The organism is Streptomyces sp. Xyl84, assembly GCF_059731885.1.
On record NZ_AP029183.1, the window covers coordinates 105173 to 131992 of the forward strand.

At 69.4% G+C, this 26820-nt stretch carries 24 protein-coding genes and 9 pseudogenes; 14 read left to right on the plus strand and 19 right to left on the minus strand.

The genetic code is table 11. The features are described 5' to 3' along the window. Positions 1 to 108 precede the first annotated feature (108 nt). A protein-coding gene (locus AC6I72_RS32100) for an IS630 family transposase (RefSeq protein WP_498004479.1) occupies positions 109 to 1181 on the plus strand; the annotation gives its coding sequence in 2 pieces (ribosomal slippage) (positions 109 to 619 and positions 619 to 1181; 1074 coding nt in all). An 84-nt stretch (positions 1182 to 1265) separates the two neighbouring features. After that, a pseudogene (locus AC6I72_RS32105) lies at positions 1266 to 1493 on the plus strand (alpha/beta fold hydrolase); the annotation flags it as partial. On the opposite strand, the gene AC6I72_RS32110 reads toward AC6I72_RS32105, so the two are convergent. From AC6I72_RS32110 to AC6I72_RS32160, 11 genes and pseudogenes are all read right to left on the minus strand, one after another. After that, positions 1490 to 2935: an NF041680 family putative transposase gene (locus AC6I72_RS32110; RefSeq protein WP_498004976.1), complete on the minus strand. Its 1446-nt coding sequence runs from the start codon at positions 2933 to 2935 to the stop codon at positions 1490 to 1492. The pseudogene AC6I72_RS32105 and the gene AC6I72_RS32110 overlap by 4 nt on opposite strands. Positions 2936 to 3714: 779 nt before the next feature. Beyond that, positions 3715 to 4218: pseudogene (locus AC6I72_RS32115) on the minus strand (response regulator); the annotation flags it as partial. Continuing rightward, a pseudogene (locus AC6I72_RS32120) lies at positions 4215 to 5402 on the minus strand (sensor histidine kinase). The pseudogenes AC6I72_RS32120 and AC6I72_RS32115, both read right to left, overlap by 4 nt. Then, complete coding sequence (locus AC6I72_RS32125) at positions 5399 to 5947, minus strand: hypothetical protein (RefSeq protein WP_498004977.1); 549 nt, start codon at positions 5945 to 5947, stop codon at positions 5399 to 5401. Before AC6I72_RS32125 ends, AC6I72_RS32120 begins: the two are co-directional and overlap by 4 nt. 89 nt (positions 5948 to 6036) lie before the next feature. Continuing rightward, the gene (locus tag AC6I72_RS32130) at positions 6037 to 6549 is read right to left on the minus strand and encodes a hypothetical protein (RefSeq protein ID WP_498004978.1); all 513 of its coding nucleotides are present in this window, start codon (positions 6547 to 6549) and stop codon (positions 6037 to 6039) included. A 267-nt stretch (positions 6550 to 6816) separates the two neighbouring features. Continuing rightward, positions 6817 to 7071: a hypothetical protein gene (locus AC6I72_RS32135; RefSeq protein ID WP_498004979.1), complete on the minus strand. Its 255-nt coding sequence runs from the start codon at positions 7069 to 7071 to the stop codon at positions 6817 to 6819. After that, positions 7071 to 7964: a DUF6924 domain-containing protein gene (locus tag AC6I72_RS32140; protein WP_498004980.1), complete on the minus strand. Its 894-nt coding sequence runs from the start codon at positions 7962 to 7964 to the stop codon at positions 7071 to 7073. The genes AC6I72_RS32135 and AC6I72_RS32140 overlap by 1 nt, the downstream gene beginning before the upstream one ends. A 373-nt stretch (positions 7965 to 8337) precedes the next feature. Beyond that, positions 8338 to 8586 (minus strand): annotated as a pseudogene (locus AC6I72_RS32145) (glutaminase); the annotation flags it as partial. Next, a pseudogene (locus AC6I72_RS32150) lies at positions 8587 to 9333 on the minus strand (transposase); the annotation flags it as partial. Positions 9334 to 9467: 134 nt separating this feature from the next. Further along, on the minus strand, positions 9468 to 9965 hold the full coding sequence (locus AC6I72_RS32155) for a nuclear transport factor 2 family protein (RefSeq protein ID WP_498004981.1): 498 nt from the start codon (positions 9963 to 9965) through the stop codon (positions 9468 to 9470). Between the two features lie 221 nt (positions 9966 to 10186). After that, positions 10187 to 10402, minus strand: a pseudogene (locus tag AC6I72_RS32160) (glutaminase); the annotation flags it as partial. 446 nt (positions 10403 to 10848) lie between these two features. On the opposite strand from AC6I72_RS32160, the gene AC6I72_RS32165 reads away from it, so the two are divergent. The 3 genes and pseudogenes from AC6I72_RS32165 to AC6I72_RS32175 all read left to right on the plus strand — a co-directional run bounded on the left by AC6I72_RS32165 (position 10849) and on the right by AC6I72_RS32175 (position 12994). Continuing rightward, on the plus strand, positions 10849 to 11337 hold the full coding sequence (locus AC6I72_RS32165; protein WP_498004982.1) for a hypothetical protein: 489 nt from the start codon (positions 10849 to 10851) through the stop codon (positions 11335 to 11337). Between the two features lie 303 nt (positions 11338 to 11640). Further along, a pseudogene (locus AC6I72_RS32170) lies at positions 11641 to 11913 on the plus strand (transposase); the annotation flags it as partial. Then, positions 11910 to 12994, plus strand: a protein-coding gene (locus tag AC6I72_RS32175; RefSeq protein ID WP_498004945.1) for an IS630 family transposase whose coding sequence is annotated in 2 segments (ribosomal slippage) — positions 11910 to 12368 and positions 12371 to 12994 — 1083 coding nt in all. Because the reading frame shifts where the segments join, the coding sequence is not laid out codon by codon here. The pseudogene AC6I72_RS32170 and the gene AC6I72_RS32175, both read left to right, overlap by 4 nt. A 164-nt stretch (positions 12995 to 13158) precedes the next feature. On the opposite strand, the pseudogene AC6I72_RS32180 reads toward AC6I72_RS32175, so the two are convergent. Then, positions 13159 to 14116 (minus strand): annotated as a pseudogene (locus AC6I72_RS32180) (transposase); the annotation flags it as partial. Here AC6I72_RS32180 and AC6I72_RS32185 point away from each other — a divergent pair. Both AC6I72_RS32185 and AC6I72_RS32190 read left to right on the plus strand, forming a co-directional pair. Beyond that, a pseudogene (locus AC6I72_RS32185) lies at positions 14016 to 14435 on the plus strand (outer membrane protein assembly factor BamB family protein); the annotation flags it as partial. The pseudogenes AC6I72_RS32180 and AC6I72_RS32185 sit on opposite strands and share 101 nt — an antisense overlap. Positions 14436 to 14488: 53 nt before the next feature. After that, on the plus strand, positions 14489 to 14662 hold the full coding sequence (locus AC6I72_RS32190) for a hypothetical protein (protein WP_498006477.1): 174 nt from the start codon (positions 14489 to 14491) through the stop codon (positions 14660 to 14662). Between the two features lie 343 nt (positions 14663 to 15005). Here AC6I72_RS32190 and AC6I72_RS32195 read toward each other — a convergent pair whose 3' ends face one another. Next, positions 15006 to 16358, minus strand: coding sequence for an IS4 family transposase (locus tag AC6I72_RS32195; RefSeq protein ID WP_498004983.1), 1353 nt, complete (start codon positions 16356 to 16358; stop codon positions 15006 to 15008). A gap of 191 nt (positions 16359 to 16549) precedes the next feature. After that, the gene (locus AC6I72_RS32200) at positions 16550 to 16756 is read right to left on the minus strand and encodes a hypothetical protein (protein ID WP_498004984.1); all 207 of its coding nucleotides are present in this window, start codon (positions 16754 to 16756) and stop codon (positions 16550 to 16552) included. Positions 16757 to 17104: 348 nt separating this feature from the next. Here AC6I72_RS32200 and AC6I72_RS32205 point away from each other — a divergent pair, with 348 nt between their 5' ends. The 4 genes from AC6I72_RS32205 to AC6I72_RS32220 all read left to right on the plus strand — a co-directional run bounded on the left by AC6I72_RS32205 (position 17105) and on the right by AC6I72_RS32220 (position 18280). Then, the gene (locus AC6I72_RS32205; protein ID WP_498004985.1) at positions 17105 to 17248 is read left to right on the plus strand and encodes a hypothetical protein; all 144 of its coding nucleotides are present in this window, start codon (positions 17105 to 17107) and stop codon (positions 17246 to 17248) included. Next, positions 17245 to 17397 (plus strand): hypothetical protein, encoded by a 153-nt coding sequence (locus tag AC6I72_RS32210; RefSeq protein WP_498004986.1) that lies wholly within the window; start codon positions 17245 to 17247, stop codon positions 17395 to 17397. Before AC6I72_RS32205 ends, AC6I72_RS32210 begins: the two co-directional genes overlap by 4 nt. A gap of 14 nt (positions 17398 to 17411) precedes the next feature. Then, complete coding sequence (locus AC6I72_RS32215) at positions 17412 to 17675, plus strand: hypothetical protein (protein ID WP_498004987.1); 264 nt, start codon at positions 17412 to 17414, stop codon at positions 17673 to 17675. Between the two features lie 434 nt (positions 17676 to 18109). Beyond that, positions 18110 to 18280, plus strand: coding sequence for a hypothetical protein (locus tag AC6I72_RS32220; protein WP_498004988.1), 171 nt, complete (start codon positions 18110 to 18112; stop codon positions 18278 to 18280). Positions 18281 to 18426: 146 nt separating this feature from the next. Here AC6I72_RS32220 and AC6I72_RS32225 read toward each other — a convergent pair whose 3' ends face one another. The 5 genes from AC6I72_RS32225 to AC6I72_RS32245 all read right to left on the minus strand — a co-directional run bounded on the left by AC6I72_RS32225 (position 18427) and on the right by AC6I72_RS32245 (position 21529). Further along, the gene (locus AC6I72_RS32225; protein WP_498004989.1) at positions 18427 to 19125 is read right to left on the minus strand and encodes a type 1 glutamine amidotransferase domain-containing protein; all 699 of its coding nucleotides are present in this window, start codon (positions 19123 to 19125) and stop codon (positions 18427 to 18429) included. A gap of 149 nt (positions 19126 to 19274) precedes the next feature. Continuing rightward, positions 19275 to 19499, minus strand: a complete 225-nt coding sequence (locus AC6I72_RS32230; protein ID WP_498004990.1) for a hypothetical protein — start codon at positions 19497 to 19499, stop codon at positions 19275 to 19277. A gap of 218 nt (positions 19500 to 19717) precedes the next feature. After that, positions 19718 to 20740: a zinc-dependent alcohol dehydrogenase family protein gene (locus tag AC6I72_RS32235; protein ID WP_498004991.1), complete on the minus strand. Its 1023-nt coding sequence runs from the start codon at positions 20738 to 20740 to the stop codon at positions 19718 to 19720. A 33-nt stretch (positions 20741 to 20773) separates the two neighbouring features. Next, the gene (locus AC6I72_RS32240; RefSeq protein WP_498004992.1) at positions 20774 to 21175 is read right to left on the minus strand and encodes a (R)-mandelonitrile lyase; all 402 of its coding nucleotides are present in this window, start codon (positions 21173 to 21175) and stop codon (positions 20774 to 20776) included. A gap of 30 nt (positions 21176 to 21205) precedes the next feature. Then, positions 21206 to 21529, minus strand: coding sequence for a carboxymuconolactone decarboxylase family protein (locus AC6I72_RS32245; RefSeq protein ID WP_498004993.1), 324 nt, complete (start codon positions 21527 to 21529; stop codon positions 21206 to 21208). 215 nt (positions 21530 to 21744) lie between these two features. Between AC6I72_RS32245 and AC6I72_RS32250 the strand changes: the two genes are divergently transcribed. From AC6I72_RS32250 to AC6I72_RS32260, 3 genes are all read left to right on the plus strand, one after another. Then, on the plus strand, positions 21745 to 22638 hold the full coding sequence (locus AC6I72_RS32250; protein ID WP_498006404.1) for a helix-turn-helix transcriptional regulator: 894 nt from the start codon (positions 21745 to 21747) through the stop codon (positions 22636 to 22638). 475 nt (positions 22639 to 23113) lie between these two features. Continuing rightward, positions 23114 to 24052 carry a glutaminase gene (locus AC6I72_RS32255; protein WP_498004994.1) on the plus strand — a complete coding sequence of 313 codons (939 nt, stop codon included), beginning with the start codon at positions 23114 to 23116 and terminating at the stop codon, positions 24050 to 24052. 702 nt (positions 24053 to 24754) lie between these two features. Continuing rightward, complete coding sequence (locus AC6I72_RS32260; RefSeq protein ID WP_498004996.1) at positions 24755 to 26218, plus strand: amidase; 1464 nt, start codon at positions 24755 to 24757, stop codon at positions 26216 to 26218. The last annotated feature ends 602 nt before the right edge of the window (positions 26219 to 26820 follow it).

A 26820-nucleotide genomic window follows, 5' to 3' on the forward strand; every position in this document is an offset into this window, starting at 1 on the left:
CGCAGGCTCCGCGGGTCACGGGCCGAGCCGGCCTTGGGCCTTCCTACTGAGGTTTTCGGGTTGTCGTCGGGTGGTGACGGTTCATGATCCCTGCGGTATGCCGGTGAGGTGAGGTATCCGGAGGGTGGGGGCCTGACCGCTGAGCGTCGGGCGTTTCGTGAGGGGATCCGGCTTCAGGCCGCGCAGCGGTTCGCGGCAGGTGAGAAGACGGAGGTGATCGCGAAGGATCTGCGGGTGAGTGTGCGGTCGGTGGAACGGTGGCGCCGTGCTTGGCGCGAGGGCGGCGCGGAGGCCTTACGCTCGGCGGGGCCAGCGAACTCCCCGACCGTCACCGATGCCCAGTTCACCGTGCTCGAGGAGGAACTCGGCAAGGGTCCGTCAGCGCACGGCTTCGATGACGAACGCTGGACTCTGGCCCGGGTCCAGACGGTGATCCGCCGCCGTCTGCGGGTGAGCCTGTCGGTGGCGACGGTGTGGCGGCTGCTGAAACGGCACGGCTGGTCCTGGCAGGCACCGGCCCGCAGAGCCCTCGAGCGTGACGAGCACGCGGTGGAGCTGTGGAAGAAGGAGGTGTGGCCCCAGGTAAAAGGCTCGCGGCGGCGTGTGACGGCTGGATCGTCTTCGAGGACGAAGCCGGCTTCTCGATGACGCCACCGGTGGCCCGCACCTGGGGCCGGCGCGGACACACACCCGTCATCCGCGTTCGTGGCAGGTCCCGTCGCCGGACCTCGGTCGCCGCCCTGTGCTGCTACAAAGCCGGTGAGAAGAGCCGTCTCATCCACCGGCCCCGCACCCATCTCCTCCTCAAGGGCACACGCAAAAGCTTCTCCTGGAAGGACTACCGCGACCTGCTGGTCCGCGCGCACATCCAGCTCGACGGCCCGATCGTGGTGGTCTGGGACAATCTCAACACCCACCTGGCCGCTGGACTGAAGCAGTACGAGGCCGAGCACGACTGGCTCACCACCGTCCGTCTCCCGCCCTACGCACCCGACCTCAATCCCGTCGAGGCCGTCTGGTCGCTGGTACGCAGGGCGATGGCCAACACCGCCTTCGACACAGCCGATGACCTCGACCGCATCCTTCGCCGCGAGTTACGCAAGATCCAGCTCCATCCCCACCTGATCGACGGCTGCCTCACCGCCACGGGTCTGACCATCACCCCACCGACCCCGCCCTGAAAACCTCAGTAATGCCCGACAACTACGTGACCGGGCAGAACCTCCCTCACGACGGGTGGGCGAACGCCGCGCCTCCGGGGATACGGCCGGTCCACCGGTCCGGCGCCTACCGCAGACCACTCGGGATACTCCAAGCGGGCCGTCGCTGGTGACGTGGTCGACGTAATGCGTTCCCTCGGCCGTGCCCGGTTCGCGCTCGCCGGGCACGGCCGAGGAGGCAGTGTCGCGCCGCGTCTTGCCCTCGGTCATCCCGACGCGGTCTCGCAGGTGGCGCTGATCGACTGTCTGCCCCTCACTGAGCTTGGTGTTTAACGATGGTGACCTCGGTGTTCGTTGAGCGATTCGGCGCGTTTGACGGTCTTGCCGACGTCGTGGTGTCTGGCTTGCTGTTTGTTGCGGGAGCCGGGTGGGCGTCCTGGGCCGGGCCGGGACGGTTTTGGTGCGGCTGCTGGACGGGAAGCCGCCGCGCGGACGTTGCGAAACCCTCGCCGCACCCGGGCGGGGGTGAGGCGGCGGGGTTCGATGCGGCGTTCCCAGGGCCGGCGCAGGTCCTCCGTCAGGGGCCGGGCAAGGCGGAGCTGGGTGTGGGCGGCGATGACGAGCCAGGTCCACAGGTCGGCGGTGTCCGCGTGGCGGATCTTCGGCGCGGTCCAGCCGAGGGTTTGTTTCATGAGCCGGAAGGTGTGTTCCAGGTCGAATCTGCGGAGGAACGACTGCCACCAGCGGTCGATGTCCGCAGGTGTGGCGCTGTGCGCCGAAGACCACAGCCAGACGGGTTTCGGGTCGCGGTCCCCCGGTAGATGCTCGACCTCCAGGCGGATCAACGTGCCGTGGAGGATGGGCAGTTCCTCGTGGGCGTGATCGAGCCAGGGGCCGCGGTGGGTGAGTCTGGGGTGCATCCGGTCCCAGGCCCTCGCCTCGGCGGTGCCGTAGCGGCTGGTGTCCGTCGTGGTGATGAGGTCGGGTGTGTGCCAGGTATCGGGCTTGGCGAGGGTGAGGACACCGCCGTGGCGGCGGGGCCGTCCGCCGCGCGGTCCGGAGCGGGCGGGGCCGGCGTCGCGGAGCATCACGCGGTCCGAGCGCAGACGTCCGACCAGCACCACCGGGAGGTCCGCCAGGGCATGGGTGAGGTAGGCGGTGTCATAGCCGGAGTCCATGACGATGAGGATCTCGGCATCGCCCTGCCGCCAGTGCCCGGCCGCGAGCAACCGGGCAATTACATCGCGGAGCTGGCGGGTGGTGACCTGGGTGGCGTCATCCGCCGGACCCAGACGGACCGCGTCCAGGAGCGCGACCCAGGAAGTGCGGCCCGTCTCCAGAGCGGCGACGAAGGAGTACGGCCAGCCGGGCACGAACTGGTCACTGCTGCGGTCACCGCGTCCATAGACGTGGCAGAACAGCCGCTGGTCACTGGTCGGCGCGTCCGGCCGTAGCCAGTGCGACACGTCCACCGCGAGCACGATCCGCCCGTCGGCCGCCCTCGGCAGCGGCAGGCCGGCCAGAGCACGGCGCAACCGCGCCGGCTCCAGCCAGCCCCGGTCCAGCGCGGCGTACAGGGCACCGTGGCCACGCCGGTGCTCGACCGCCAGGGACAGCTCGACCAGCGTCTTCACCGGCCCGTCCGCGCACAGCACCGCATCGGTGAGCTCGAAGAGCGCATCCGCCCGCCGGTAGAGACACTCATAGAACTCGACCCGAAAGCGGGACAACAGGCCCAACGCCTCGCTTCCGGGAACATCGACGGGCAGACTCATGCGCAGCGGCCGTTCTCTCGTTCTTCGTGACTCGACATCTCGAAGCGTGGAGAACGGCCGCCTCCGCTGTCCCGGGAAGAACCGCAGGTCAGTAGGACGAGTGACCCGCGATGTTAAACGCCAAAGCACCTGTCCCGAATCACGACCGAGTTCGCACGGAGTGGCGGCACTGGTTCTTCTTCGCCCAGCCGGACATCCCCGAGCGGGTCATCAACGCCGATCCGGACAGCTGGTACCGCGGTGCCCCCAGAGCATGGGGCAGGAAAACCATGACGAGTGGCGCGCGGCCACGAGAAACCCCGGCATGGTGCGGGCGATGCTGGAGGACTACCCGGCCGGTCTCACCATCGACCGGCGGCACGAGGAGGACGACCGCGCGGCCGGGACGCAGATCCAGTGCCCGGCGCTGATCCTCTGGTCGCTCCGGGACGACCTCAAGGAACTGTACGGGGATCCGGTGAGGTTTTGGCGGCAGTGGGCACCGAACGTACGCGGCCACGGCATCGACTCCGGGCATCACGTGGCCGAAGAGGCTCCAGAAGCGCTCGCATCTTCCCGTACGGACTTCCTCGCCGGACGACCTGAGTGAGAAACCGCTGAGCAGAAGGTCGACGATGCTGTCGAATGGTGGCGGTGGTGCCGGTCTGCGGCTGCGCGAGCTCGGCAGCGAGAAGTACGACGGTCCTTCCGAGCTGCGCGTTCTCCCGGGCTGTGACGTGCATCGGCCGAGCGAGGGAGTCAAGCATCGGTGTGCGCACGTCCAGGCCCTGCTCATAGTGCAGCGGTCGTGCGTCGGCCGACGGGCGCGTGCGGACGGTGGCCAGGAGGCGGTTCTGCACCTCGTGGTCGAGTACGGACTGTCCCGCAGCGGCGGCCCGGATCGCGCGCACGATGTCCTGGCGCCCCCCGTTCTTCGTCAGGTAGCCGCGGGCGCCGGCGCTCAGGGCGGCCAGGATCGAGCCGTCGTCGGCGAAGGTGGTCAGCACGACCACGGCCGTTCCCGGGTGCTCCTCGCTCAGCCGGCGGGTGGCCTCGGTACCGTCCATCACCGGCATGCGCAGGTCCATCAGGACGACGTCGACCGGTGTGGCGGCCACGGCGGCCAGCACCTCGGTACCGTCCGCGGCGGCGGCCACGACGTCTATGTCCTCGGTCATGCCGAGCACGGCGGCCAAGGGCTCGCGGACGGTGGCCTGGTCGTCGGCGACGATCACCTTCAACGGGCGCTCGGGCCTCGGATCCTGCGGGTTGGGCGGCTCCTGGGCCGGTTCGTTCGTCGTCATCCTCGGATCACTGCCTCCACCTGCCAGCCTCCCCGGTCCGGTCCCTCGGTGAGCGGACCCGCGGTGAGGGCGCCGCCCAGCAGGGCGACGCGTTCGCGCATTCCTATCAGTCCCATACCGCTGCCGGCGCCTGCGGCCGCCTCACCGGTCGCAGGCCCGTTGCGGACGGCAAGCCTGGTCGAGGCGGCGTCGAAGGCCAGCTCCACCGCGATCTCGGCCCCAGGAGCGTGCCGGGCCGCGTTGGTCAGCGCCTCCTGCGCGATGCGCAGCACGTTCTGGGTGACCTGTGCCGACAGCTCCCGGACGGCCCCGGTGACGGTGAGCACCTCGCGGTGGCCGGACGAGCAGCGGAAGGGAGTCCTCGCGCAGCGCGTGCACGGTCCACTGGGCCTGCTTCAGGCTCTCCCTGACAAGGCTCTGCGCCCTGTTGTGCGCCGCGCGGACCTTCTCCAGGTCGCCGGTGTCTATCAGGGCGTCCGCCAGCTCCAGGTGCATGTTGATCCCGGCCAGCGAGTGCGCCAGCACATCGTGGACGTCGCGGGCGATGCGGCCGCGTTCGGTGAGCACGGCCGTCTGCGCCTCGGCCCGCGCGGCCCGCTCGGCGGACTCGGCTGCCTGGAGCCTCGCCTCCACTGCCTGTTGCTTGCTGCGGCCCAGGATTCCGGCCACCACCGGGACGCCCGTGCTGAGGCCGAAGGTCCAGGTGAGCACCTGGTGATCGGGGCCGACGTAGAAATAGAAGACAGCGCCGCACAGCAGACTGGACAGGGCCGCGACCGCCAGGGCCGGCTTGAGGGCGAGGCGATAGCCGGCGTGGCCGACGAGGAAGTAGGCGAAGAGGTAGCCGGAGCCGCTGTTGCTCACCTCCAGCAGGCCGGCGCACGCCACGACACCGGCGGTCAGCCAGACCAGCGCGGCCCGGTGTGGGAAGGCGGGCGGCAGGTGTCTGGCCGTCAGGGCGACGGAGTTGACACCAGCAGAGCGACCACGGCCAGCCCTCGGCCGCTGACGCCCACCGGCCGGACGGTGAAGAGCGCGATGGCGACGATCAGCAGGGTGACGGCCCACTGGAGAGAGGCATCGTGCCGGAGCACGACCCGAGGGCCGGGCGCCCGTCCGGAAGCCGGCCCGGGGGCTGGGGGATGGTCGGAAGCGGACACGGCGCGACGATATCCCGTACTCAGACCGTCCGGTCCGCGGCGACCGCCGCGACCCGCCCGTCCACGGCCGGCTGCCGCTGCTCCCGGGTGACCATGCGGCCGCGGAGAAATATGGTGCCCAGCCGGGTGACCACCTCGGTGAGCGCCATCAGGACGAACGCGGCCACCCACGCGTCCCCCGTGGTGATCCGATGGGCCAGGCTGAAGTGGGCCACGTCGTCGGCGCCGCCGTGGTCGACCCACAGCTGGAAGCCCATCCGCGCCCCCATGCCCAGCACCCACAGGGTCGCGGAGACCGCACCCGCCTTGATGAAGAGATGCGCGCCGACCTTGCGTATACGGGTGTAGATGCCGCCCGTGACCCCGAGGGCCGCGCCGACGGCGACGAGCGCGCCGATCAGCACCAGGTCGTTGCCGGCCGTGGGCACGCTGTTCAGGTAGCTCTGCGCGACGAAAGCCACGATCCCCAGCGGGATCACGTAGGACTTGGCGTCAAGGCGGCCCTCCCTCAACTGCCGGAAGACGACGAGGAGGAGGGCAATGTCGGTGATCCAGTCGGTCGTTGTCATGCTGCCAGCCTGCTGGCACAGTGCCGTGAGCGCCTGGACCCACGGGTGGAATTATGGGTGGAGACCAGCCGACCGGTGATCTCCCGGACTCACAGGAACAGCAGTCGTTCCAGCGGAGCGACGAGGTGGAAGAGCAGCACGCTGGGACCGCCGGTGCGGACCGGGATCTGGCCGTAGCGGTCGACCCGCGGGGTGAACAGCCGGTCTGTCTCGAACGGTTCCTCGGGCAGCGGCATCGGCAGCGGCTGTTCGAGTGCGAAATATTCGGCGACGGTCTCGGGTCGGCTGCCGATGCGGCGTGTGTCGTCCTGCCGGTCCCACTGTTCGACCATCTCGTTCAGCTCGGCGAGCGAGGAGACCTCGGAGACAGGAACGAAGTGGCTGCGGCGGAAGTAGCCGATTTGCCCTTCGATGCCGCCCTTCTCGTGGGCGCCTTCAATGCCCGGACGGCAGTAGAAGCTCTTGATGCCGAATTCTCTGAACTTGTACTTGTGGGGCCGATGATGAGGGTATGGTCCGAGCAGTCTCTGGATGTCGGCTCTGGCCGGAGATTCCATGCGCTCGTGCGCTTGGGATGCCCAGTTCGCGTCGCCATCCAGCACAGCTCCCTCTCGGGGGATGAGCCTGGAGGTTGACGCATGCCTGTGTGGCTGTTGCGCCCGTTTCTCGTTGTGTTGTTCCTGCTCCCTCTCCTGGCAGTCGTACTACTGTCCGCGCCTGCATGGTTGACGTGGCCTTTTCTTCCGTCTCGGCGCCAGAGGATCGTGTTGGAGTTCCTTGACGGCCTTGTCCGGTGGACTCGGGCAGCGATGCCTCGTGCAGGTCGCGAAGCCGCCGATCCCGGCCGAACCGCCATTCTCTGAACACGATCAACGCGGTGTCCATGAGCCGGTTGGTGGCTCTCCGGATGCTTTGGCCGGGGCAGGAATGCCCAGGTCGACGACGGTGCGGTTGTCGCGGCAGCGGTCGATCTGGGCAAGTTTGTCTTCTGCCCCGGCGAGGCTGACCCGTAGTCCCTCGACCTCGCCCAGCAAGCCTTCGCGCTCGGCCTCGGCGCTACGGACGATGAGGTTGTCGCGAATTTCGACCAGCCGGTCGTGTTGGGCGGAGTCGGGCCAGTGCATCAAGCAGCGGACTCAGGCGTGTTCGTGGATGCAGGGAGTGCTGAAGGAGCGGCCGCAGGGGCCGATGGAGGCCTTGCGTGCTGCCCTCGGTAGACACCGTCGGTGCCGACGCCGCGGCTCCAGTCGCCGAAGCTCGTGTTGCCCAGCCCCAGGTTGACGACGAAGGAGCCGGCCGCGGCGAGGGTGATCCTGAACGGGGCGTCGTCCTCTTCGGGCAGGTTGTTCAGGGCCAGCAGCGCAAATTCCGCGAAGGCCAGGGTCTGTTCGTCGGCGATGAGGAGGAAGGGGCTGTCGGGCCAGTCCTCGTCGTCGCGTGCGATCCGGGCCTGGAGCCGGCCGGGCGTGAAGCCCGCATAGTCGGGGTTGTCGATGACGGTGAGCGAATCGTAGTTCTCCGAGCCGTCCTCGAGAGCCTGGAGCAGGCGCGCCCAGGAGTCGGGCTGGTCGAAGGATGTGCGGACCAGGAGGGGGCCGGCGGTCTCCTCGATCGTGGGAGCCGCCGGCTGGGGTTCGGCGCCGGTGCGGTCGCCGGGGATGACCTGAATGAGGAAGCGGGGCTCTTTGCCGTCCGTTGAGCGGTCGGCGGCGTGGACGCGGACCAGATACGGGCCGGGTCCCGCGGTGGCGAGGTTCTCCTTGCGCACGGGTGTGTATCCGCTGTCGCACAGGGCGAGGAAGCCGGTCGAGGAGACCATGGTGATCTCCTCGACCTCGTCCCAGCCGTCCTCGGCTCCGGGGTCTTTTCCGGCGTAGAGGGTGACGACGGGGTTCTCCAGGGTGCTGCCGGCGTCGATGTGCAGCCAGTCCTTCCCCGCCGACAGGAGTCCTCGGCCGTGCGGCTTGGGGCCGCCGGTGTCGGGGTCCATGACGGTGAGGTCGCCCCACTCCTTCATCTTCAAAGGGCGGGTGCGGCCCTGCCGGAGGGGCCAGGTCGGGCGTGGCATGGCGAACCCCCGTCGTCTGTGCGGTGCCTGCCGGTCAGGTGGTGCCTGGGGTCAGTGTGACAGGCACGGGTGCGGTGCTGGTGTTACTTGGTGTGGACGTAGTAGGCGTCGCCGTACAGGACGCGCGGTGCGCCATCGCACCGGCGGACTGTACGACCCGTGAACCAGGCGAGCCACGGCGTACGGTCGCCCTGCTTTGTACATCCGATCCAGACTCGCAGCGGTGCGAGACGCGAGCGATCGGAGGGAGGGCCGCAGACGCCGGCCGCTGCGGCCCGTCGACAGCCGGAGCATCGGAGCGGCCCGGCCCGGCCCGGCAAGCTCAGAACACCGACGACCCGGTGAGCGTGGTGAAGAGGTCCAACGCCGCCACGCCGACTTGGTAGTTGCCCCGTGGGTCCAGACCGGGGCTCCACACGCACGGTGCACAGCGACCGGGCACGACTGCGATGATGCCGCCGCCCACCCCGCTCTTGCCCGGCAGGCCGACGCGGTAGGCGAAGTCGCCGACGGCATCATAGGTTCCGCAGGTCAGCATGACGGCGTTGACCTGCTTGGCTTGGCTGCGGCTTGCGTCCAAGGCGGCGGTCGTGACGTCGGCGGCGGTGATGACCTGGTGTGCCTCGTCGACGACGGCCTGGGCGTTGTAGGCCTGGACGTAAGCACCGTCGCCGTTCTTCGTGATCCGCGAGTCGCGGTCGGTGAAGTTGACCTGGGCCTTCGGCTTCGGGCGGCCCTTGGCGGCGGACTTCTCACCGGCACCGGTGACGGCCTGCTCGTCGGCTGTTCCTTTGCGCTGCCGGCGGCGGCGCCCGATCTCCTCGGCGTGGCGGCGGGCCTTGTTCGCGGCTTCGGCCTCTGTGCTTGGAGGCGTTCGCTTCGAGCTTGGTGCCGTCCAGGGCGACGCGGCCCGTCTTGACCATGCCGAGTTTGGCCGCGAGGTGCAGCGACTGGGTGAACAGGTCGGCCCGGCCCCCCAGGTGGCGGCGACGGAACCGGGCTATCGAGCGGAAGTCCGGGGCCTGGTCGGCGGCCAGGAACCGGAACGCCACGTCGTCGGCGCATTTGCGCTCGATCGCCCGGGAGGAGCGGACACCAGTGGTGTAGCCGTAGATCAGCAAGCGCACCATCAGCCGGGGGTCATAGGGCAGGCAGCCACGTTTCTCGGTGTAATCGCCCGGATCGGGAAGAGGTCGAGTACCTCGTCGACCAAGTCCGCGACGAACCGGGCGAAGTGGTCCTCGGGCAGCCAGTCGTTCAGTGACGGTGGCAGCAGCAGGACTTGGTGCGGGTCGAACGCCCGGAACGTCTTGCCCAGCGCCGCCGGACGGCCCTGTCGCCGCTTCGCCGCGATCGGCTCGACCTCGAACAGCCCATTCCCCTCGCGCATACCGGCATCGTCCCGCACGAAAGATCACGAGACACAGGCGGATTACCTGTCACTGGAAGCGCCTACCGTGGATGCAAGGCTTCGGCTACCGCGATGGTGTCCCAGTAGAACGGGTGTATCTCGGTAATGAGTCCGTCTTTGACAGTGATCAGTTGCATGACCGAGGTGTCCAGGATCCGACCGGTGGCGCGGGCCTGCAGGCGGCCCCGGTTCAGTACAACGACGGCGTCTCCATCGACCACGAATCGCTGCTCCAAGAATTCCAACGACTGCCACGCCTCGCTCATCGCGGCCATGAACTCCTCGATGCCGCGCGGCCCGCGCCAAGTGCCCCCGTAGGGCAACCCAGGTGCCTGGTACATCACCACCTCAGGATCGAGAAACCCAGCGAGTCCGTCGAAGCTGGCCTTGCCCATACCGCCGACGGCGATGTAGGCCGCTTCGGCCGCGTAGAACTCCTTCAGTACGGCCAAGGCGTCGCCTCGTGCGCGCACGCCTGTGCGCGGCCCAGTCGCCGATACCGCGCTCGGGCCCGAATTCATCGTGTTTTCTGCGGTCATCAGCCCATGGTGACGATCCAACGGGAAGGACGCTGGCGAGAATCGGACATCGCGTCCTGAGCGTCATCGTCACGGTCAGCTCAGGAGATCCTGCCGGCCGCTGCAGCGGCCAGGGCACCCACCGTAGGAATCGGCAGACACAGATCACCACCATGCCCACGGCAGGAAACAGCACCGCCCGACGACCGGCCACGCCCATTGCCGACCCACGCTCCCCGGCCCAGGGCCAGGGTGAAGACCTTGGTGATGGACCGTGTGGAGAACGGCTCGCGCCACTCGCCCACTCCGTGGACGGTGCCGTCGAGCTCGGCGACGGCCATGCCGAAGGCGCGCGGGTCGCGGGCGGCGAGCGCCGGGATGTAATCGGCGGACCGCCCCCGGCCGGGCGTCCGCGCACTCTCCTCGCCAATCTGTTGCAGAACTTGCTGATGGTCCATCGTCGATGTCACGGCGTCCACTGTGCTCACTGCAGCCCATGGGGCTGCGGTGAGGCCCTCGTCGGCGATGGCATCAACTGTGGGCGACCCCCGATCTCCGTCCGGAAGGCTCGACAGGTCGCTGTCTCGGATCTGTGCAGGAGACTTCCCCGAGCGCCGGGAAGCGGTCCACTGCAGACCTGCTGACCAGAACAGGGCAGGAGTAGACCAGCCCCCATGCACATCCGGTAAATGCCCAGTGAGGGCGTTACGACACGGCGATAGGGGAAACCACAGGCGGCGTGAGGGCGGGGTCGCGGTCGCCGCCGTGTCAAGCGTCGTCGACCATCGTTTCGGAGGTACGCGCCAGCGAACTGCCGTGGCAGTCATGAGGGTCGGCCAGCCCGCCAGCCAGCGGCATAACTCGCCTTCTACGACCCTCAACTTACATCTGAGATGATGAAGTCATGCAGATGACCGAGCCGTTTGCTACGACTGTTGCAGCAGTTGCCCCAGTCATCATCGTGGCTGGATCAGTGGAGCTGGCCATCTACGGGAACCACTTGCGCGATTGGAGTCAGCAGGCTGCGGTTCCCGTTCTGGAAGCTCTCGGTTCCGCCGGTGAGGGCTCGTCGGCCGACGCACGGCAAGAATCAGCCAGAAGGAGAATACGGGAATCGCTGCGCCGACGGTGGCCGAAGGTGTTGACTCAATTCGCCAGGGCCACCTTGGGATTGGCGTGGAGTCTCGTGATGCTGTCGCAAGCCCTGGCAGAGGTGCTTGCGCTTAACTGGTTGAGCACGCCCCACGCAGGCCCCGACCAGACAGAGGCCAAGATCAGCGCATTGACCATAGTTATCGGAACCGTCTGGATCGCCCTTTTCCCAGTGGCTCGCCTGCACTGGGCGCCTTATCAGCCAATATGGCACTGGTTGCTGAACCGAAACACTCGATGAGCCGGTCGATCGTCTCCTTCGAGCGGGCGGGGGTCTCAGAGCCCGGCACCATCGCTGCTTCGTTGACCCTTCGCCCAGGCTGGGGCCTCTGGCCCTTCGAAGCCTGATCGTGCCCCCTTCTGAGACCGCGTTCGAGATCTGCCGTACTCCCGAGCCGGAGCGGTTGTTGAGCTCTGCGTGAGTGGTGGTGGGGGCGGGTATACGTCGGATTTGAGCGACGAGCAGTGGGCGTTGGTGGAGTGGTTGCTGCCGCCGTCGAGGGTGGGGCGAAAGGGCGGACGGCGGGAATAGCACCAGCGGCGCCGGATCGTGGACGCGATCTTCTGCGTCGTGCGGACCGGTTGCGCCTGGGGACAGTTGCCGAAGGACTTCACTCCATGGCCCACGGAGTACTGGTACTTCACCTGGTGGCACGACGACGGCGCTGTCGAGCGCATCCACGATGCGCTGCGGAGCCATGTCCGGGAGGCGGAGGGCCGGAGGGCTGAGCCGAGCGCTGGGCCGCTACTGAGTTTGTTGGCGTGTTGTCGTTGGGGGCTGACGGGGTGTGATCGTCGCGGTATGCCGGTTGTATGAGGTATCCGCAGGGTGGTGGGCTGACGCCTGAACGGCAGGCGTTTCGTGAGCGGATCCGGATGGAGGCCGCCGAACGGTTCGGCGCCGGCGCCTCCAACGCCGAGGTCGCCAAGGACTTACGGGTGAGCGTGCGCTCCGTTCAGCGGTGGCGCCTGGCCTGGCAGGACGCAGGCGCGGGCGGTCTTCGCTCGATGGGTCCGGTGTCGCTGCCCAAACTGAGCGAGCAGCTGTTCGCGGTACTGGAGCAGGAGCTGGCCAGGGGCCCGGTCGCACACGGCTGGCCGGACCAGATCTGGACGCTGACGCGGATCAAGACGCTGATCGGGCGCCGGTTCCACAAGAGCATGTCCCTCTCGGCCATCGCGAAGATGCTGCACCGGCACGGCTTCAGCCACCAGGTCCCCGCCCGCCGCGCTGTGGAGCGCAACGAAGAAGCCGTCACCGGCTGGGTGAAGGAGACCTGGCCCCACGTGGAAACACCGCGGCGGCGCTCGGGGCCTGGCTGTGCTTCGAAGACGAAGCCGGCTTCTCGATGACGCCGCCCACCACGCGAACCTGGGCCCAGCGCGGTCACACACCCCTCATCCGCGTGCGGGGACGCTCCCAGCGCCGCTTCTCCATCGCGGCCCTGGCCTGCTACAAGCCGGGCGAACGCTCACGCCTGATCTACCGGCCCAAGCGGCACGTCGATCACAAGCGGGGCGGCAGACGCAGTTTCACCTGGACCGATTACCGCGACCTGCTCATCGCCGCCCACCAGCAGCTCGGTGCCCCCATCGTGCTCGTCTGGGACAACCTGAACGTCCACAAGGACGCCCGGCTGAGAGCGTTCATCGACGCTCACGACTGGATCACCTGCTACTTCCTGCCGGCCTACGCCCCCGACCTCAACCCGGTCGAGGGCCTCTGGTCACTGCTACGACGCACCAGCCAGGCCAACACCGCCTTCACCGACCCAGACCACCTGATACGCACCCTCCGGCATGGCCTCCGCCAGATCCAGTACCGCAGCAACCTCATCGACGGATGCCTCGCCGAAACCGGCCTCACCCTGACGACACCACGCCAACAAGCTCAGTAAGAGCTGCGAACAAAAGTGGGCCCCGGCGGCCGGCGCCCGGAACGCGCCCTCGCCGCGTTGCCGGAAGGTCCTGGTAGCTCCGCTACAAGGACCTTCCGGCGCCTTGCGATCGCACGCACCGGACACCGCCCTCTGATCGGAACCCACTTTTGTTCGCAGCTCTAATTCTTCGAGCCCGGAGGCCGTCCATGTCCGGGACGAGATGGTTTCGGTGCACCGGCTGGGGAGCCGGTCTTCGTGCGCAAGTTCTGAACCCCCGCCGGACACGGGAGGGCGTGAGCTTGTTCGCCTCGGTCGGCTTCTCCCAGGGCCTGCGAAGGTCGGCGGCCAGCGGTCGGGCGAGCCGGAGCTGGGCATAGGCGGCGATAATCAGCCAGGTCCACCGGTCGGCCGCTTCGAAGCTGCGGAGCCGGGGCTTCGACCAACCAAGGGTCTGCTTGAACAGGCGGAATGTGTGCTCGATGTCGAAGCGGCGGAGGAAGGACTGCCAGCAGCGGTCGACGTCCACTTCGGTGGCGCCGGTGCGTGGCTACCACAGCCAGACCGGCTTGTTGACCCCGCCGCTGGGCAGCTTCTCCACGACCAGGCGGATGACGGTGCCCTCGATGATGAGCAGCGGGCCGTCATGCTCGAGCCAGGCGGCCCGGCGGCCCGGCGGGCCAACCGCGGGTGCAGCCGGTCCCACGCCTGTGCGGTGGCCTTCCCGCAGAGCCGGGTGTCCGTGGCCGTCACTGCCTGCTCGGGCCCACAGGTGGCGGGGGCGCCGAAGACGAACTCGCCGCCGTGCCTGGGCGGCCGGCCGCCCCTGGGGTTGGCCAGGTGGAATTCTTCGCGGGAGGGAGTCGGACGCCGCATCACCCGGTCTGAACGGAGTCGGCCGAGGATCTCGACGGGCAGGCCGTCCAGCAAGTGGGCGATGCGCGGGGCGTCGTATCCGGCGTCCAGCACGACCAGGATCTCCGGGGCGCCCGGCTTCCACGGGCCGACCGCGACAACCCGCTCGACGACCTCACGGATCTGCATGGTGGTCACTGCGGCGACGTCGGCACCGGGCTCCAGACGGACCGCGCCCAGCACCGCCGTCGAGGACGTGCAGCCGGTCTTCAGTGCTGCCACCACCGAGTCGCGACGGTGGCCTCTCCGCACTGGACGCCGCGACCGGGGCGGTGCGGTGCGGTGGACGTTCTCCGGCGGCGAGGGCTTCCACAACGGCTCTCCCGTCGTCGGCGGCACGGTCTATATCTGCGGCGACGAGGAAACCGTGTTCGCGGTGGACAAGACACGCGGCGCGAAGATCTGGACGTTCCACGCAGAAGGCGCCGGCGGCCTCTCCGACCGTCCTGCGGTCTTCGACAACACGGTCTACCTGGGCAGCGACGCCGGAGTGCTCTACGCCCTCGCTGCGGACACCGGGACCGTACGCTGGTCGGCGCTGACCGATGGCACCACCGTCGCCCACTCCCCCGTCCTCGCCGACGGGGTCGTCTACTTCGGATGTGGAACGGCAAGCTGTACGCCTTCGACGCGGCCAGCGGCAGGAAACTCTGGACCCACACCACCGGGGGCGAGCTGCAGACAAACCCCGCGATCGGAGAGGGCACCGTCTTCATCACAGCGGACAAGGACCCCGGGGCCGGCGAGGGGCGCCGCTACGCCCTGCGCCGCTGACTACCTGGCGGATTGAGCATTCCGCAGGTCAGCGCCCCGATCAGGAACCTCGACCCTTCGGTCTGGAAACAGCCCCGAGTTGAAGCGGGGACATACACGCAGGCCAGAGCGTCGCAAGGCGAGCACTGAAGCTGGCGAGACCCACCGAGCGGGGCGCTCAGTCACAGCAGTCACGGCGGCCGGACTCTGGCCAGAGCGAGCAGGTGGAAGGACGGAATCCTGGGCGGCCCCCGCCCCAGGGCGCAGCGGAGTGCGGGGCCGCCGAGGTGCCTCGACGTCCTGTCAGCGTCAGGCACTTGGAGGCTAGAGGCAACGCCGTTCAGTTAGGGCGGTCTGGGCCGTGTCAAGGGTCGGTTGTGAGCATGTTGATGCTGATGGTGGCCTTGTAGGTGGTCCGGTCGATGGCGGGTCCGCGTGCGTTGTACTTGGAGATCGCTCGTTTGACGATGCGGTCTTTGGTGCGGATCCGCCGGGCGGGCAGGAGGTGGGTCAGCACGTGGCGGCCGATGGCTCCGACCAGGTCGGTCACGGTGTCGGTGATCACACCGGCGGCCAGGACGAGCTGGTCGCGTGCGGCGGCGAGGGCGGTGGTGAACCCGGCCCGGTCCGGGTCGGTGCCCGGGACGCTGTCGGTGGCGTCCGTCATCGCGGTCCGCAGTGCCTGGTAGGCCACCAGCAGTGCCCAGACCTCCTGCTCGACACCGGCCGGGGTGCGGGCCCGCAGGACCCGCCCGCCCAGGATCGTGGACTTCAGCTCCGCGTAGGCCGTCTCGATCTCCCAGCGCTCGTGGTAGAGCCGGACGAGTTCGCCGGCCGGGTGGGTGGCGGGGTCGGTGAGGGTGGTCAGGAGCCGGTAGTGGCCGGTGCGTGTGCCCTGAGCGGTGCGGATGGTGATCTCGGCGTTGATGACACGCATGGTCAGTGTTCCGATGCGGGTCAGTGTCGAGCCGTCGCGGCAGCGGGCCACCGTTGGCAGGCGCCGGTTGGCCTTGCAGCGCACGAGCAGATCGGCGCCGGTGGCGGCCATCTGGTTCAGCAGTGCGGCGGCGGCGAAGTTCCGGTCACCCAGCAGCAGCATCCCGGCCCGAAGGTCCACTGCCAGCCGGCGGGCGTACTCCAGCTCGCCGGTCGCGGCTGAACCGAATACGGCCCCGGTCACCGAGCGTGTCCCGCAGGCCACCAGCGCAGCCAGACGCAGTTGCGGATAGCCCGAGGTCCCGTTGCCGAGCCGCTGGCGGGCGAACACCGCAAGGCTGGCGGGACAGTCCGGGACCGGCAGCAGGGTGCCGTCGACCGCGACGATTCTCAGACCCCGCCACCGCCCGGCGGCAGCGGTCGTGGCCGCGGGTCCCCTCACCAGGTCAAACAGTGCCTTCATCGGTGCCGGGCCCAGCCGCTGCCGCGCTTGGCGAAGAGCGCTGCCGCTGGGCCGAACCGTTGCCAGGCCCGACAGCCCGGCACGCAACCGGTCGAAGACCTGCCGGTAGCCCAGCCCGCTGAAGAGCGCTCCGGCCAGCAGCAGGTAGACCGTGACCCGCGCCGGCAGCAGACGGATCCTGCGCTGGACCGTTCCGGTCGCCGCCAGCACCTCGTCGACCATCTCGAACGGGATGATCCGGGTCAGCTCACCGATATGCCCCGGCGCGAACACCCCGGCCGCTACCCCGACCGTCCTGGTTATGGCAGCCTGTTCCAACAGCGGAGCTCCTGTGGTGAGGATGTCTTGGAGGACAAACCTCTTCTACAGCAGCTCCGCTGCCTCGTTCACCGGCCTTGACGAACACCCTCCGCCCTTAACTGAACGGCGTTGCAGCTAGAGCTCCTGCCCGTGGCCGCGCGCGTCCAGTACGCCGACCGGACCACAGGGCACCCTGGCCGGCCGGCACTTCAGGAGGCACGCAGTGCGGCAGCGGGCACGACCGTGCGGGGGCCGAACCTCTCCGGGATGCGGTCCATGGCCTCTTCGGCGACCAGTCGGGCTTCGCGAGCCTGAGCGAGGCTGATCTGCTGAGCGGCCTGCCGGACGTCGATGAGATCACCAGCCCTGACGGTGATGCCGGTCAGGCGGCCGCGCTGCAGCCCGGCCGCGTCCATCAGCTGACAGGCGCCACCGTGCGCAGGTCCTCGTCGTGGCCGGATGCTTCGGGCGGGCGGCGGGTTTTCTCCCAGGAAGCGCCGCCGGCGAACCACAGGGGCAAGGTGAGGGCCCGGGCGGCCTGGCCCCGCCCGCGCAGCAGGTGACCGAGCTCGACGACGATTCCGAGGAAAGCGGCTCGGGCGGCAGCACCGTCGAGAGTGTGCGGGCGAAGGTGCACCGCAGGCTCGCGGTGGCGGGCAGAGCGCGGGGAGTGACGGGGCGGGGGTCGATACCGCGGGCCGGGTCGACGGACCCGGACTGCACCTTCCCCATCTTCCGGGCCCTGAACACCACGGACGTGGCCTATGAGAAGCTGCACGGCCCGAACCCGGCCCGGGGGCCAGGAGAGGAGCAACAGCAAGCTGTACTTCGGTGAGCAGAGCATCGCCGCCGAATACTGGGGGCGTGGTACCTACGCCTCCGGGATGTACCGGTACGACTGGACATGAAGTTCCTTGTGCAGTTCGCCAAGGCGGCCAAGCGCTACGACTGGAAGGGCCCGAACGGAATCCCCAGGATCGAGTGGAAGATCGACTACAGCAGGCTGAACGAGTTCAACGCCCTGACCGCCGCCCGCACCTGGATACCCAAGCCGTGAGGAGACCGAGTGCCATGCCCTCGACACTTCATCAGGAGTACGGCGTCCGTGTGCTCACGGTACGGCCCTGGGGGCTGGACGTAGTGCTCCCGGACGGCACCGCGGGCCTGATCGACAACACGAAGGACCCCCGCTGGCCGGACGGTGACCAGCAGGCAGCTGTCGGAACGGTGCTCCGCGCCGTCGTTCTGGACGACGAGAGGGACCCCGTCCGGATGAGCGCCCTCGACGACGACCGGGCCGTCGCCCGGGCCCTGCGGAGGGCCGCAGGGCGTTAGCCGCGGGGCCGAGGGCCGTGTTCCCGGGAGAGATCCCGGGAACACGGCCCTCGGTGTGGGGGTCCGGGCCACCGCCAAGGTGACACCGGGGGGATGCACCGCGCCCACCGGCCGGCCGCCGAGATCGTGGACGCCGAACACTTCCTGCTCGCGGATGCCGGCTTCGTCATCGCCACCGAGTTCACCCTCCGCGCCGTCGAACCCCTTCCGGAAGGGGTGTCGACGCGGGTGTGGCGGGCCAGCAACCTGCTCAACGGCCTCATCCACGGCTACGGCGGGCTGAAGCTGATCCGCCGCTCGGCCCTGCGGCAGCTCGGCGAGGCCGTAGATGTGCCGGCCGCGCTGCCCGGCCGCACCGAGTTCATGGCGGACCTCGCCGGCACCACCCACGTCAACCAGTCCCCGTACCACGCCGGGAAGGCCGGTGCGCGCGAGTGCGCGATGCTGGCAGCGAGTACGGCATGGACCACGCCGAGGCGGTCGAACGGATCGCCGCCTGGACCACCGGGGGTGAGGGCGACTTCGCCCAGTTCGCCGTCTCCGGGGCCCGCGAGGGCGTCGCCTTCAGCCGTGAAATGGCCCCGGGCCAGCCCGGTTGGACATGAGCATCGCGTCGGTGGGCTCGGTCAGTTCGCCCAGACAGGTGCCGGTGGGCGCGCTGTGCCCGTCGCGCAGCGGGTCCGGTCCGCGGCGGAGACCACCACGAGGACCCGCGGCGCGGCTCCGGCTGGGGCGGGGCTTTCCGTGGGTGTCATTGGGCCTGCAGGGCGTGTACGACGGCCTCGGCGACCGCGCGGGCGCTGCCGGGGTTCTGGCCGGTGATCAGCCGCTCGTCGGTGACCACATGGGTGTCGAACGGCTTGTCGGCGATGCTGTAGTTCCCGCCGCGCTTCTTCAGCTCGTCCTGCAGGCTGAACGGGACGGCGTCCGCCCGCTGGGCGGCTTCCTCCTCCGGCCAGGAGAACCCGGTGACGTTCTTGCCCTTGACCAGCGGATCGCCGGTGTCGAGCGTGACGTCCAGCAGGCCGGCCGGGCCGTGGCAGACCGCCGAGACGATCCGTCCGCTGTCATAGAACCGGGCCGTCAGCGCGGCAAGGTCCTGGTCGCGGAAGTCGAACATCACCCCGTGGCCGCCGGTGAAGTAGATGGCGTCGTAGTCCTCGACCCGGACGTCGCCGGCCTTCTTGGTGTTCTCCAGCATGTTCATGAACTCACGGTCGCGGTAGCGCCTGTCCGTGCCGAGTTCGCCGAGCACGTCGTGGGCCAGGCTCTCCGGATCGATCGGCACGTATCCGCCGGCCGGACTGGCGATGTCGAGTGCGAAGCCGTTGTCCTTGGCGTAGTCGTAGAAGTGCGTCAGCTCGCCGAGCCACAGCCCGGTACGCATCCCTACCTTCTCGTACTCGCCCGCGTTCGTGACGATGATCAGAATCTTTCTGGTGGCAGCCATCAGAGTCTCCCGGTTCTCGCGCCTCCCCTGGGACGGCTTCCCGCGGGGCCGGCCTTACACCGGTCCGGTGCCAAGAAGGACCCGAAAAGGGCAGCGGATGACCGCGTGGCTTCTGGCCGGGCGTCCCGGCTGCCCACGTCACGGTTGCCTCACGACGCATCGATCCAGGTCATCGACGATGCGGACGCCCTGAAGCTCGGAAAACGGGAGCTCGACCACATGGTCCGGCTCGGAAGGGTCCGCTCCCCGCAGTCGATCGAGGTCCGCTTCGGCACCAGCCGGGCCGGGGCCGTCGACGTCGCGCTCTGGCGCACCAACGCGGTGCGCTCCACGGTGGCGTCCACCGTCATCCGGCGCACCGGAGTGGAGTCCACTCGGTGGAGCCCATCGGGTGGAGCCCACCGAGCGGAGCCCATTCGATGTCGTGCATCGCCACTGGATCCAGAACATCGTCGGCTCCGCCCAGGGCAGGCCGCCGTACTCCCCCACCCAGGTGGTGGGGGCGCGGTCGAGGCGCTTCGGCAAAGGGCTGTCCGAAGCGAGCGGCGGCCGGCCATGGCCGACTCGCGCCGCGTGCTGTGCAACGGCCGGCTCAGGGCTTGAGGAGTGCCTTGATGGCGCGCCGTTCGTCCATGGCCTGGTAGGCGTCGGCGACCTGTCCGAGCGGCAGGGTCAGGTCGAAGACCTTGCCGGGGTTGATGCGGCCGGTGAGCACGCGGTCGATCAGGTCGGGCAGGAACTCGCGCACGGGGGCGGGGCCGCCGCGCAGGCCGACGTGGGAGTAGAACAGTTCGGTGCCGTCGACCGCCACGCCGTGGGGGACGCCGACGAAGCCGACGTTGCCGCCGGGCCGCGTCGAGCGCAGTGCCTGCTGCATCGCCTCCGGTGTGCCCACGCATTCCAGGACGCGGTCGGCGCCGATCCCGCCGGTCATCTCCTTGATACGGGCGATGCCTTCCTCGCCGCGCTCGGCGACGATGTCGGTGGCCCCGAACTCGCGGGCCAGCTTCTGCCGGGCCTCGTGCCGGGACATGGCGATGATCCGCGTCGCGCCCAGTTCCTCGGCGGCGATGACCGCGCACAGGCCGACCGCGCCGTCGCCGACCACCGCGACCGTGTCGCCGGGCCGCACCCCGGCGGCGACGGCCGCGTACCAGCCGGTGCCCATCACATCGGAGCAGGCCAGCAGACTGGGAATGTGCTCCTCGGCCGGCTGGTCGGGCGTGGCGACCAGGGTGCCGTCCGCGAGCGGAATGCGGATCTTCTCGGACTGGCAGCCTTCGGCGCCGACGAACTCGCGGTGCAGGCAGTTGGTCTGGTAACCGTTGCGGCAGTTGGCGCAGGTGTTGTCGGAGGCGAAGAACGAGCCGATGACGAACTGACCCGGCCGCAGGGTCTTCACATCAGCGCCGACTTCCTCGACGATGCCGACGTACTCGTGGCCGAACGGGGTGGGCCGCTCGACCGGGTTGATGCCGCGGTAGTCCCACAGGTCCGAACCGCACACACAGGTCGCGGCGGTACGGATGACCGCGTCGGTCGCCTCGATGATCTTCGGGTCGGCACGCTCCTCGAAGCGCACGTCCCCGGGGGCGTGGAGAACGGCTCCTCGCATGGCGATGCTCCTTACAGATTGTCCGTGTTCGGATCAGTGGCGGGTGCTGGTGCGGGGGCCGCCGTACTCGTCGTCGCCGACGTGCGCGAGCCAGTCGACCTGGTCGGTCTCCCACAGCGCGATGTGCGTCATGAAGTGGTCCGGGGCGGCACCGTGCCAGTGCTCCTCGCCCGGCGGTGTCCAGATCGCGTCGCCCGGGTGGGCTTGGAGGATCCCGCCGCCGCGGGACTGGACCAGGGCGATGCCCTCGACGATGTAGAGGGTCTGGCCCAGGCCGTGGCTGTGCCAGGCGGTCCGGGCGCCGGGCGCGAAGCGCACCGTGTTCGCGCGGGCGCGGGAGGGTTCCTCACCGCGGTGGATCACATCGGCCCAGGCGTCGCCGGTGAACCACTGGGCGGGCAGCTTCATCGTCGGCTGCTTGGTCAGCAATTCCATGAGGTGGTGCTCCCTTGTCGCAGGTCGCCGTCAGGCGGTGGCCTGCTCGTCGTCGATCTGCTTGAGCAGGTTGATCGCGGTCATGGCGTTGGGCCAGCCGGCGTAGAAGGCGAGGTGCGTGATCGCCTCGGACAGCTCCTCCACGCTCAGCCCGTTCTCCAGCGCCACACGGAGGTGGTAGCCGAGCTGCTCACCGCGGTAGAGCGCGGCCAGCACGCTCACGGTCACCAGGCTGCGATCCCGCGGAGAGAGTCCGGGCCGCTCCCAGACGTCGCCGAAGAGGACCTCATCGGTGACCTCGACGAGCTTGGGCGCGATGCCGGTCAGCTCCTGGGGCGCGGACTGCTTCGCCATCGGGCGACTCCTTCACTCGCAAACGTTGTGGAAACGGGCACTCCCGCTCTGGGGCCGGACGCCCGTCCCGGCACCCCGGAGCCTCTCGTCCGAGGTGTCCGCCGGGAGCCGCCACAGCGGCCACTACCGATGAAACCGCAGGTCACGCAGGGGTGGAAGGTACGGTCGTTACAGGTACTGACAGAACCCCCCTCGCCCTGGCCCGCCCGCCTAGCCTGGAAGACGTGAGTACCGAGAGCGACATCCGCGGCTTCCTGGCCTCCCGCCGCGCCAAGATCACCCCGCAGCAGGCCGGACTTCCCGCCTACGGCGGCAACCGGCGCGTGCCGGGGTTGCGCCGCGAGGAAGTCGCGATGCTCGCCGGCGTCAGCGTCGACTACTACGTCCGCCTGGAACGCGGTCACCTCGCCGGCGCCTCCGAGGAAGTCCTCGACGCCGTCGCGAACGCCCTGCAGCTCGATGAAGCCGAACGCGCTCACCTCTACGACCTGGCCCGCGCCGTCGCCCGACGTCCCGCCCGCCGTACCAAACGCGTTCGCGGCCCGCTCCCGGACAGTGTCCTGCGCGTCCTTCACTCCATGACCGACTCCCCGGCCTTCATCCGCAACGGCCGCCTCGACATCCTCGCGATCAACCGACTCGGCCGCGCCCTGTACGCCCCGCTGTACAGTGATGACGCTCCGCGCCCGGTCAACGTCGCCCGCTTCCAGTTCCTGAACCCGCACGGCCGGGACTTTTTCCCCGACTGGGAACAGTCGGTACACACGACCGTGGCCCTGCTGCGCACCGAGGCCGGACGGGCTCCCGGCGACAGCGATCTGACCGGGTTGATCGGTGAGCTCGTCACCCGCAGCGAGGAGTTCCGCACCGCGTGGGCCAAGCACAACGTGCGCCTGCACCACACCGGCCGCAAAGCCTTCCGCCACCCGGCCGTCGGCGAGATCACCCTCGACTTCGACGCCATGGAACTACCCGCGCAGCCGGGTCTGACCCTGACCGCGTACAGCGCCGGCCCGCACACTCCGGCCCACGACGCGCTGCAGCTGCTGGCCGCGTGGGCGGCCACCGAGGATGCCTCCGCAGCCGCCGACCGCACCCCCAGCCGCTGACCGGCGTTCCCGACCTCCGGGGATCACGGACACCGACACCGTCGCAGACACCGCAATGCACACACGTATCCTCGGCCAGGGCCCAGCCAGGAGATCGTCTTCTCGGTCACCCAGCGGAAGATGCCCAGGCCAGAACCATGCGGGTGGCCGCGTTCGGCGATCGCCGGACGGATGCCGCGTTGTCGGAGCAGCCGCCGGTACTTGTCGTGGTCGTAGCCGCGATCGCGAAGAGCATGTCCGGCCGCCGCCGCGGCTGGCCGACGACGCCGCTGACAGCCGGGACCTTGTCCAGTAGCGGCAGCAGTCGGGTGGGGTGGCCGAACTGCGCTGGAGAAGGGTTTGTTGTCCGCCTGGACGCCGGCCGGGCTGCTCGCCCGGAGATCGTCGCGGGCAGGGGGACCGGTCGCCTGTCCTGCGGTCACGGCCGGTCTCGGGGGGCACGGGCCAGGTGCTCCGGGAACGACGGGAAGGCACAATGGTGATCATGACAACGACGTCGTCCCGCACCTTCCTGCCGATCCTGGAGCGCATAGCCGCGGAGCTGGAGCACACGCCGGGCCGGGGCCGCGCCGCCGACTACATACCGGCGCTCGCCGCCCGCGACCCCCGCAGCTTCGGCATGGCCGTCGCCGAGCTGGACGGCACGGTGTACGGAGTGGGGGAATGGCGGCAGCCGTTCTCCGCCCAGTCCATCACCAAGGTGTTCACCCTCGCCCTGGACCTGGCCCGCGAGGGCGACGAACTGTGGGAGCACGTCGGCCGGGAGCCCTCCGGCAACCCGTTCAACTCGCTGGTCCAGCTGGAGTACGAGAACGGCATCCCGCGCAACCCCTTCATCAACGCCGGTGCCCTCGTCGTCACCGACCGTCTCCAGACCCGTACCGGGGACGCGGCCGGCGAACTGCTGGCCTTTCTGCGCGCCGAGAGCGGGAACCCCGCCCTGGACTTCGACAGGGAGGTCGCCGCCTCCGAGACTGCGCACGGCGACCGCAACGCCGCGCTGGCCCACTTCATGGCGTCCTACGGCAACGTCGACAACGAGGTGCCGGTCCTGCTCGACCAGTACTTCCGGCAGTGCTCCGTCGCCGCCTCCTGCGCCGATCTCGCGCTCGCCACCGGCTTCCTCGCCCGGCACGGCATCCGCGCCGACGGCAGCCGGCTGCTCAGCAACAGCCAGGCCAAACAGGTCAACGCGGTCATGCTGACCTGCGGCACCTACGACGCCGCCGGTGACTTCGCCTACCGGGTGGGCCTGCCCGGCAAGAGCGGGGTCGGCGGCGGGATCATCGCCGTCGTACCGGGACGGTGCACGCTGTGCGTGTGGAGCCCGGGCCTGGACGAACGCGGCAACTCGGTGGCCGGCGTGGCCGCCCTCGACCGGTTCACGACGCTGACCGGACTGTCGGTGTTCTGACCAGCCGAAAGGCCCCGCCCCTCTTGTAGGGCTCGACCTTTTGAATGTGCTGGCGTTCGGTGCCTTCGTAGTGCCAGTCGGTGCCGTGGAACGCGGCCGCGAGCATGGGCAGTCCGAAGCGTCCGGAGGGGAAGTCGCGCTGCCCCGCGTCGAGGGGTGGCCACTGTACGGTCAGGTCCTGCGAGGGCGCCGCTGTGCCAGGGCCGCAGCGAGCGGTCGGACGCAGGCAGAGGATCGCGCCCGAGCCGAACAGCAGGCAGCCGGCGAAGCCGAGGCACCGAACTGTGCGTACGGCGGCCCTGACCGAGGAGATCCGGGAGGCGTTCGGACGGCGGTGCTGGATCCAGTTCATGCCGCACGCCGGTGCGAACGAGGTCCGTGACATCGGGTGGGCGGGCTGATCTCAGGACTGCCGGCGGCGGAGGACCTCGCACCACTCCCGCAGCCGGTCCTCGAAGGCGAGATCGTCGCCGCGGCTGACGGTCTGGAACAGCTGGGCACACACGGTTGCTTCGGCGGCGAGGCCGGCCGGGCTGTCCAGGATGGGGGAAGGCTGCGCGGACGCGGGCGGCGGCGCTGGGCTCGAGGAGTGTGTAGGCGTAGAGGGTGACGCAGTCGAAACCCTGGGGGGCTTGGCCGGTTGCCACGACGGTGCTTTGTGACGTTCCCTGGCAGAGGCAGAACCGAGGAGAGGGCGGGCACATGACGGAGAGCCCCGTGTCGGGCGAGGAACTCGCGTGGCTGGACGCGACGGCGCAGGCCGGCCTGGTGCGGCGCGGCCTGCTGACGCCGCGTGAACTCGTCGAGGCCGCCATCGAACGGATAGAGCGGCTCAACGGCACACTCAACGCCGTCATCACCCCCCTGTACGAGAAGGCCCTCGCCGATGCGGAGGCGTCCGGGCTGCCCCATGGCCCGTTCCGCGGTGTGCCGATGCTGCTGAAGGACGCCCTGTGCCAGACCGCGGGTGATCCGTACTACGGGGGGATGCGCGCGCTGCGGGACCGCGACTGGCGGGCTCGTGAGGACTCCACCCTGGCGGCACGGTTCCGGGCGGCCGGTTTCGTCTTCTGCGGCCGGACGAACCTTCCCGAGCTGGCCACCAGTGTGACCACGGAGCCGTTGGCCCACGGGGCGACGCGCAACCCGTGGGCCCTCGATCGATCGCCTGGCGGCTCGAGCGGTGGGTCGGCGGCGGCGGTCGCCGCCGGCATGGTCCCGGTCGCGCACGGCAACGACATGGCCGGCTCCATCCGGATGCCCGCCAGCGCCTGCGGTCTCGTCGGTCTGAAGCCCACTCGTGCCCGGACCTCGCTGGGCCCACAGTACGGCGAGTACTGGGGAGGGGTGACGCACGAGCACGTGCTGACCCGGTCGGTGCGTGACACCGCCGCCGTGCTCGACGTGACGGCCGGTGCGGCAGTCGGCGACCCGTACGCGGCGGCACCCCCGACGCGGCCCTACCGCGAGGAGGTCGGAGTCGAACCGGGCGCACTGCGGATCGGGTTCCGCTCGATCCCGCCGGGTGCGACCGAGCCGGCCCACAAGGAATGTGTGGCGGCGGTCGAGCACGCGGCCCGGCTGCTCGACCGCCTCAGCCACCACGTCGAGCCGACACCGGCGGCGGCGCTGGACGCACCCGAGCTGTTCCAGGCCCTGCCCACCCTCTTCTCAGCCATACTCGCCTGGGAATTGGAGCAGTGGTCGCAGCGTCTGGGCGAACAGCTGGAACCCGCCGACCTGGAGCCGATGAACGGGGCGCTCGCGGAGGCGGGCCGCTCGGTCACGGCCGCCCAGTGGCTCTCCGGCATACAGGCGTGGCAGAAGTGGGCACGACGTGTGGCCGGCTTGTGGGAGACCGAGGTCGACGTCCTGCTCACGCCCACGCTGCCCACTCCCCCGCCGCGCCTCGGTGAGCTCGCCCCGGACGCGAAAGCCCCGATGGACCTGGTGGCCGATGTCGCAGGATGTATCGCCTTCACCCTGCCGTTCAACGTCACCGGCCAGCCCGCCGTCTCCCTGCCCCTGCACCGCACCTCCGACGGACTCCCCATCGGCGTGCAGCTCGTCGCCGCGCACGGCCGGGAGGACGTGCTGATCCGGTTGGCCTCCCAGCTCGAGCGGGCCGCTCCGTGGTCCGGCGCGCACCCCCCGTTCTCCGCCTGAGGGCTTGCAGATCATTACTGACAGTGCCGGTGCTGCCTTGTACGTCGAGGATGCGGGTCTCGGCCCTTCCTTCGCTGACGAGGTGTTCGACCCTGTTCAGGTTCGCCCTCTTGAGCCACTGCAGGCGCCGGCTCTTGAGGGAGCCGGCGACGATGGCTTGCCGCTGCCGTCACGGACGATCTTGTCCGGCAGGGTGACCCTCTTGGTTTCCTGGATCTTCGTCGTGTCACCCACGGCCAGGAAAGCCGTCTTCGAGAGGCGGACGGTCTTGAAGGCGGACGGTCTTGAAGGCGGACGGTCTTGAAGGCGAAGTCGCGGGTCATGGCGGGGGGAGTGGGCATGGCATGGTTTCTCCTTCGGTGTCGGCGCACGCGAACGCACCGTGGTCCGTGGAGGGGCGCCGCAGCCATCGCCAACCGAACTCGCCCGGCGACAGGAGCATGGCCGGTACGCGGGCTCTCCCGAGCATGGGTGAAGCAGGGCTCCGTGGTGAGTGAAGACCGGCATGCCGAGGTCAGCCGCTGCGACCGACTATCGATCGGAGCCTGCCCGCGGCTGCTGCGCTTGGCCTCGCTGCGGCAGGGCCGGTCCGAAGCCGTTCG

Bases quoted from the DNA above. Each gene is read 5' to 3' on its own strand.
- AC6I72_RS32190 (WP_498006477.1), top strand. From the start codon at position 14,489: ATGTGGAACGGCAAGCTGTACGCCTTCGACGCGGCCAGCGGCAGGAAA.
- AC6I72_RS32260 (WP_498004996.1), top strand. From the start codon at position 24,755: ATGACGGAGAGCCCCGTGTCGGGCGAGGAACTCGCGTGGCTGGACGCG.
- AC6I72_RS32135 (WP_498004979.1), bottom strand. From the start codon at position 7,071: ATGCACTGGCCCGACTCCGCCCAACACGACCGGCTGGTCGAAATTCGC.
- AC6I72_RS32215 (WP_498004987.1), top strand. From the start codon at position 17,412: ATGCCCTCGACACTTCATCAGGAGTACGGCGTCCGTGTGCTCACGGTA.
- AC6I72_RS32235 (WP_498004991.1), bottom strand. From the start codon at position 20,740: ATGCGAGGAGCCGTTCTCCACGCCCCCGGGGACGTGCGCTTCGAGGAG.
- AC6I72_RS32210 (WP_498004986.1), top strand. From the start codon at position 17,245: ATGAAGTTCCTTGTGCAGTTCGCCAAGGCGGCCAAGCGCTACGACTGG.
- AC6I72_RS32110 (WP_498004976.1), bottom strand. From the start codon at position 2,935: ATGAGTCTGCCCGTCGATGTTCCCGGAAGCGAGGCGTTGGGCCTGTTG.
- AC6I72_RS32240 (WP_498004992.1), bottom strand. From the start codon at position 21,175: ATGGAATTGCTGACCAAGCAGCCGACGATGAAGCTGCCCGCCCAGTGG.
- AC6I72_RS32225 (WP_498004989.1), bottom strand. From the start codon at position 19,125: ATGGCTGCCACCAGAAAGATTCTGATCATCGTCACGAACGCGGGCGAG.
- AC6I72_RS32205 (WP_498004985.1), top strand. From the start codon at position 17,105: ATGAGAAGCTGCACGGCCCGAACCCGGCCCGGGGGCCAGGAGAGGAGC.
- AC6I72_RS32155 (WP_498004981.1), bottom strand. From the start codon at position 9,965: ATGACCGCAGAAAACACGATGAATTCGGGCCCGAGCGCGGTATCGGCG.
- AC6I72_RS32245 (WP_498004993.1), bottom strand. From the start codon at position 21,529: ATGGCGAAGCAGTCCGCGCCCCAGGAGCTGACCGGCATCGCGCCCAAG.
- AC6I72_RS32125 (WP_498004977.1), bottom strand. From the start codon at position 5,947: ATGACAACGACCGACTGGATCACCGACATTGCCCTCCTCCTCGTCGTC.
- AC6I72_RS32200 (WP_498004984.1), bottom strand. From the start codon at position 16,756: ATGGACGCGGCCGGGCTGCAGCGCGGCCGCCTGACCGGCATCACCGTC.
- AC6I72_RS32255 (WP_498004994.1), top strand. From the start codon at position 23,114: ATGGTGATCATGACAACGACGTCGTCCCGCACCTTCCTGCCGATCCTG.
- AC6I72_RS32165 (WP_498004982.1), top strand. From the start codon at position 10,849: ATGCAGATGACCGAGCCGTTTGCTACGACTGTTGCAGCAGTTGCCCCA.
- AC6I72_RS32140 (WP_498004980.1), bottom strand. From the start codon at position 7,964: ATGAAGGAGTGGGGCGACCTCACCGTCATGGACCCCGACACCGGCGGC.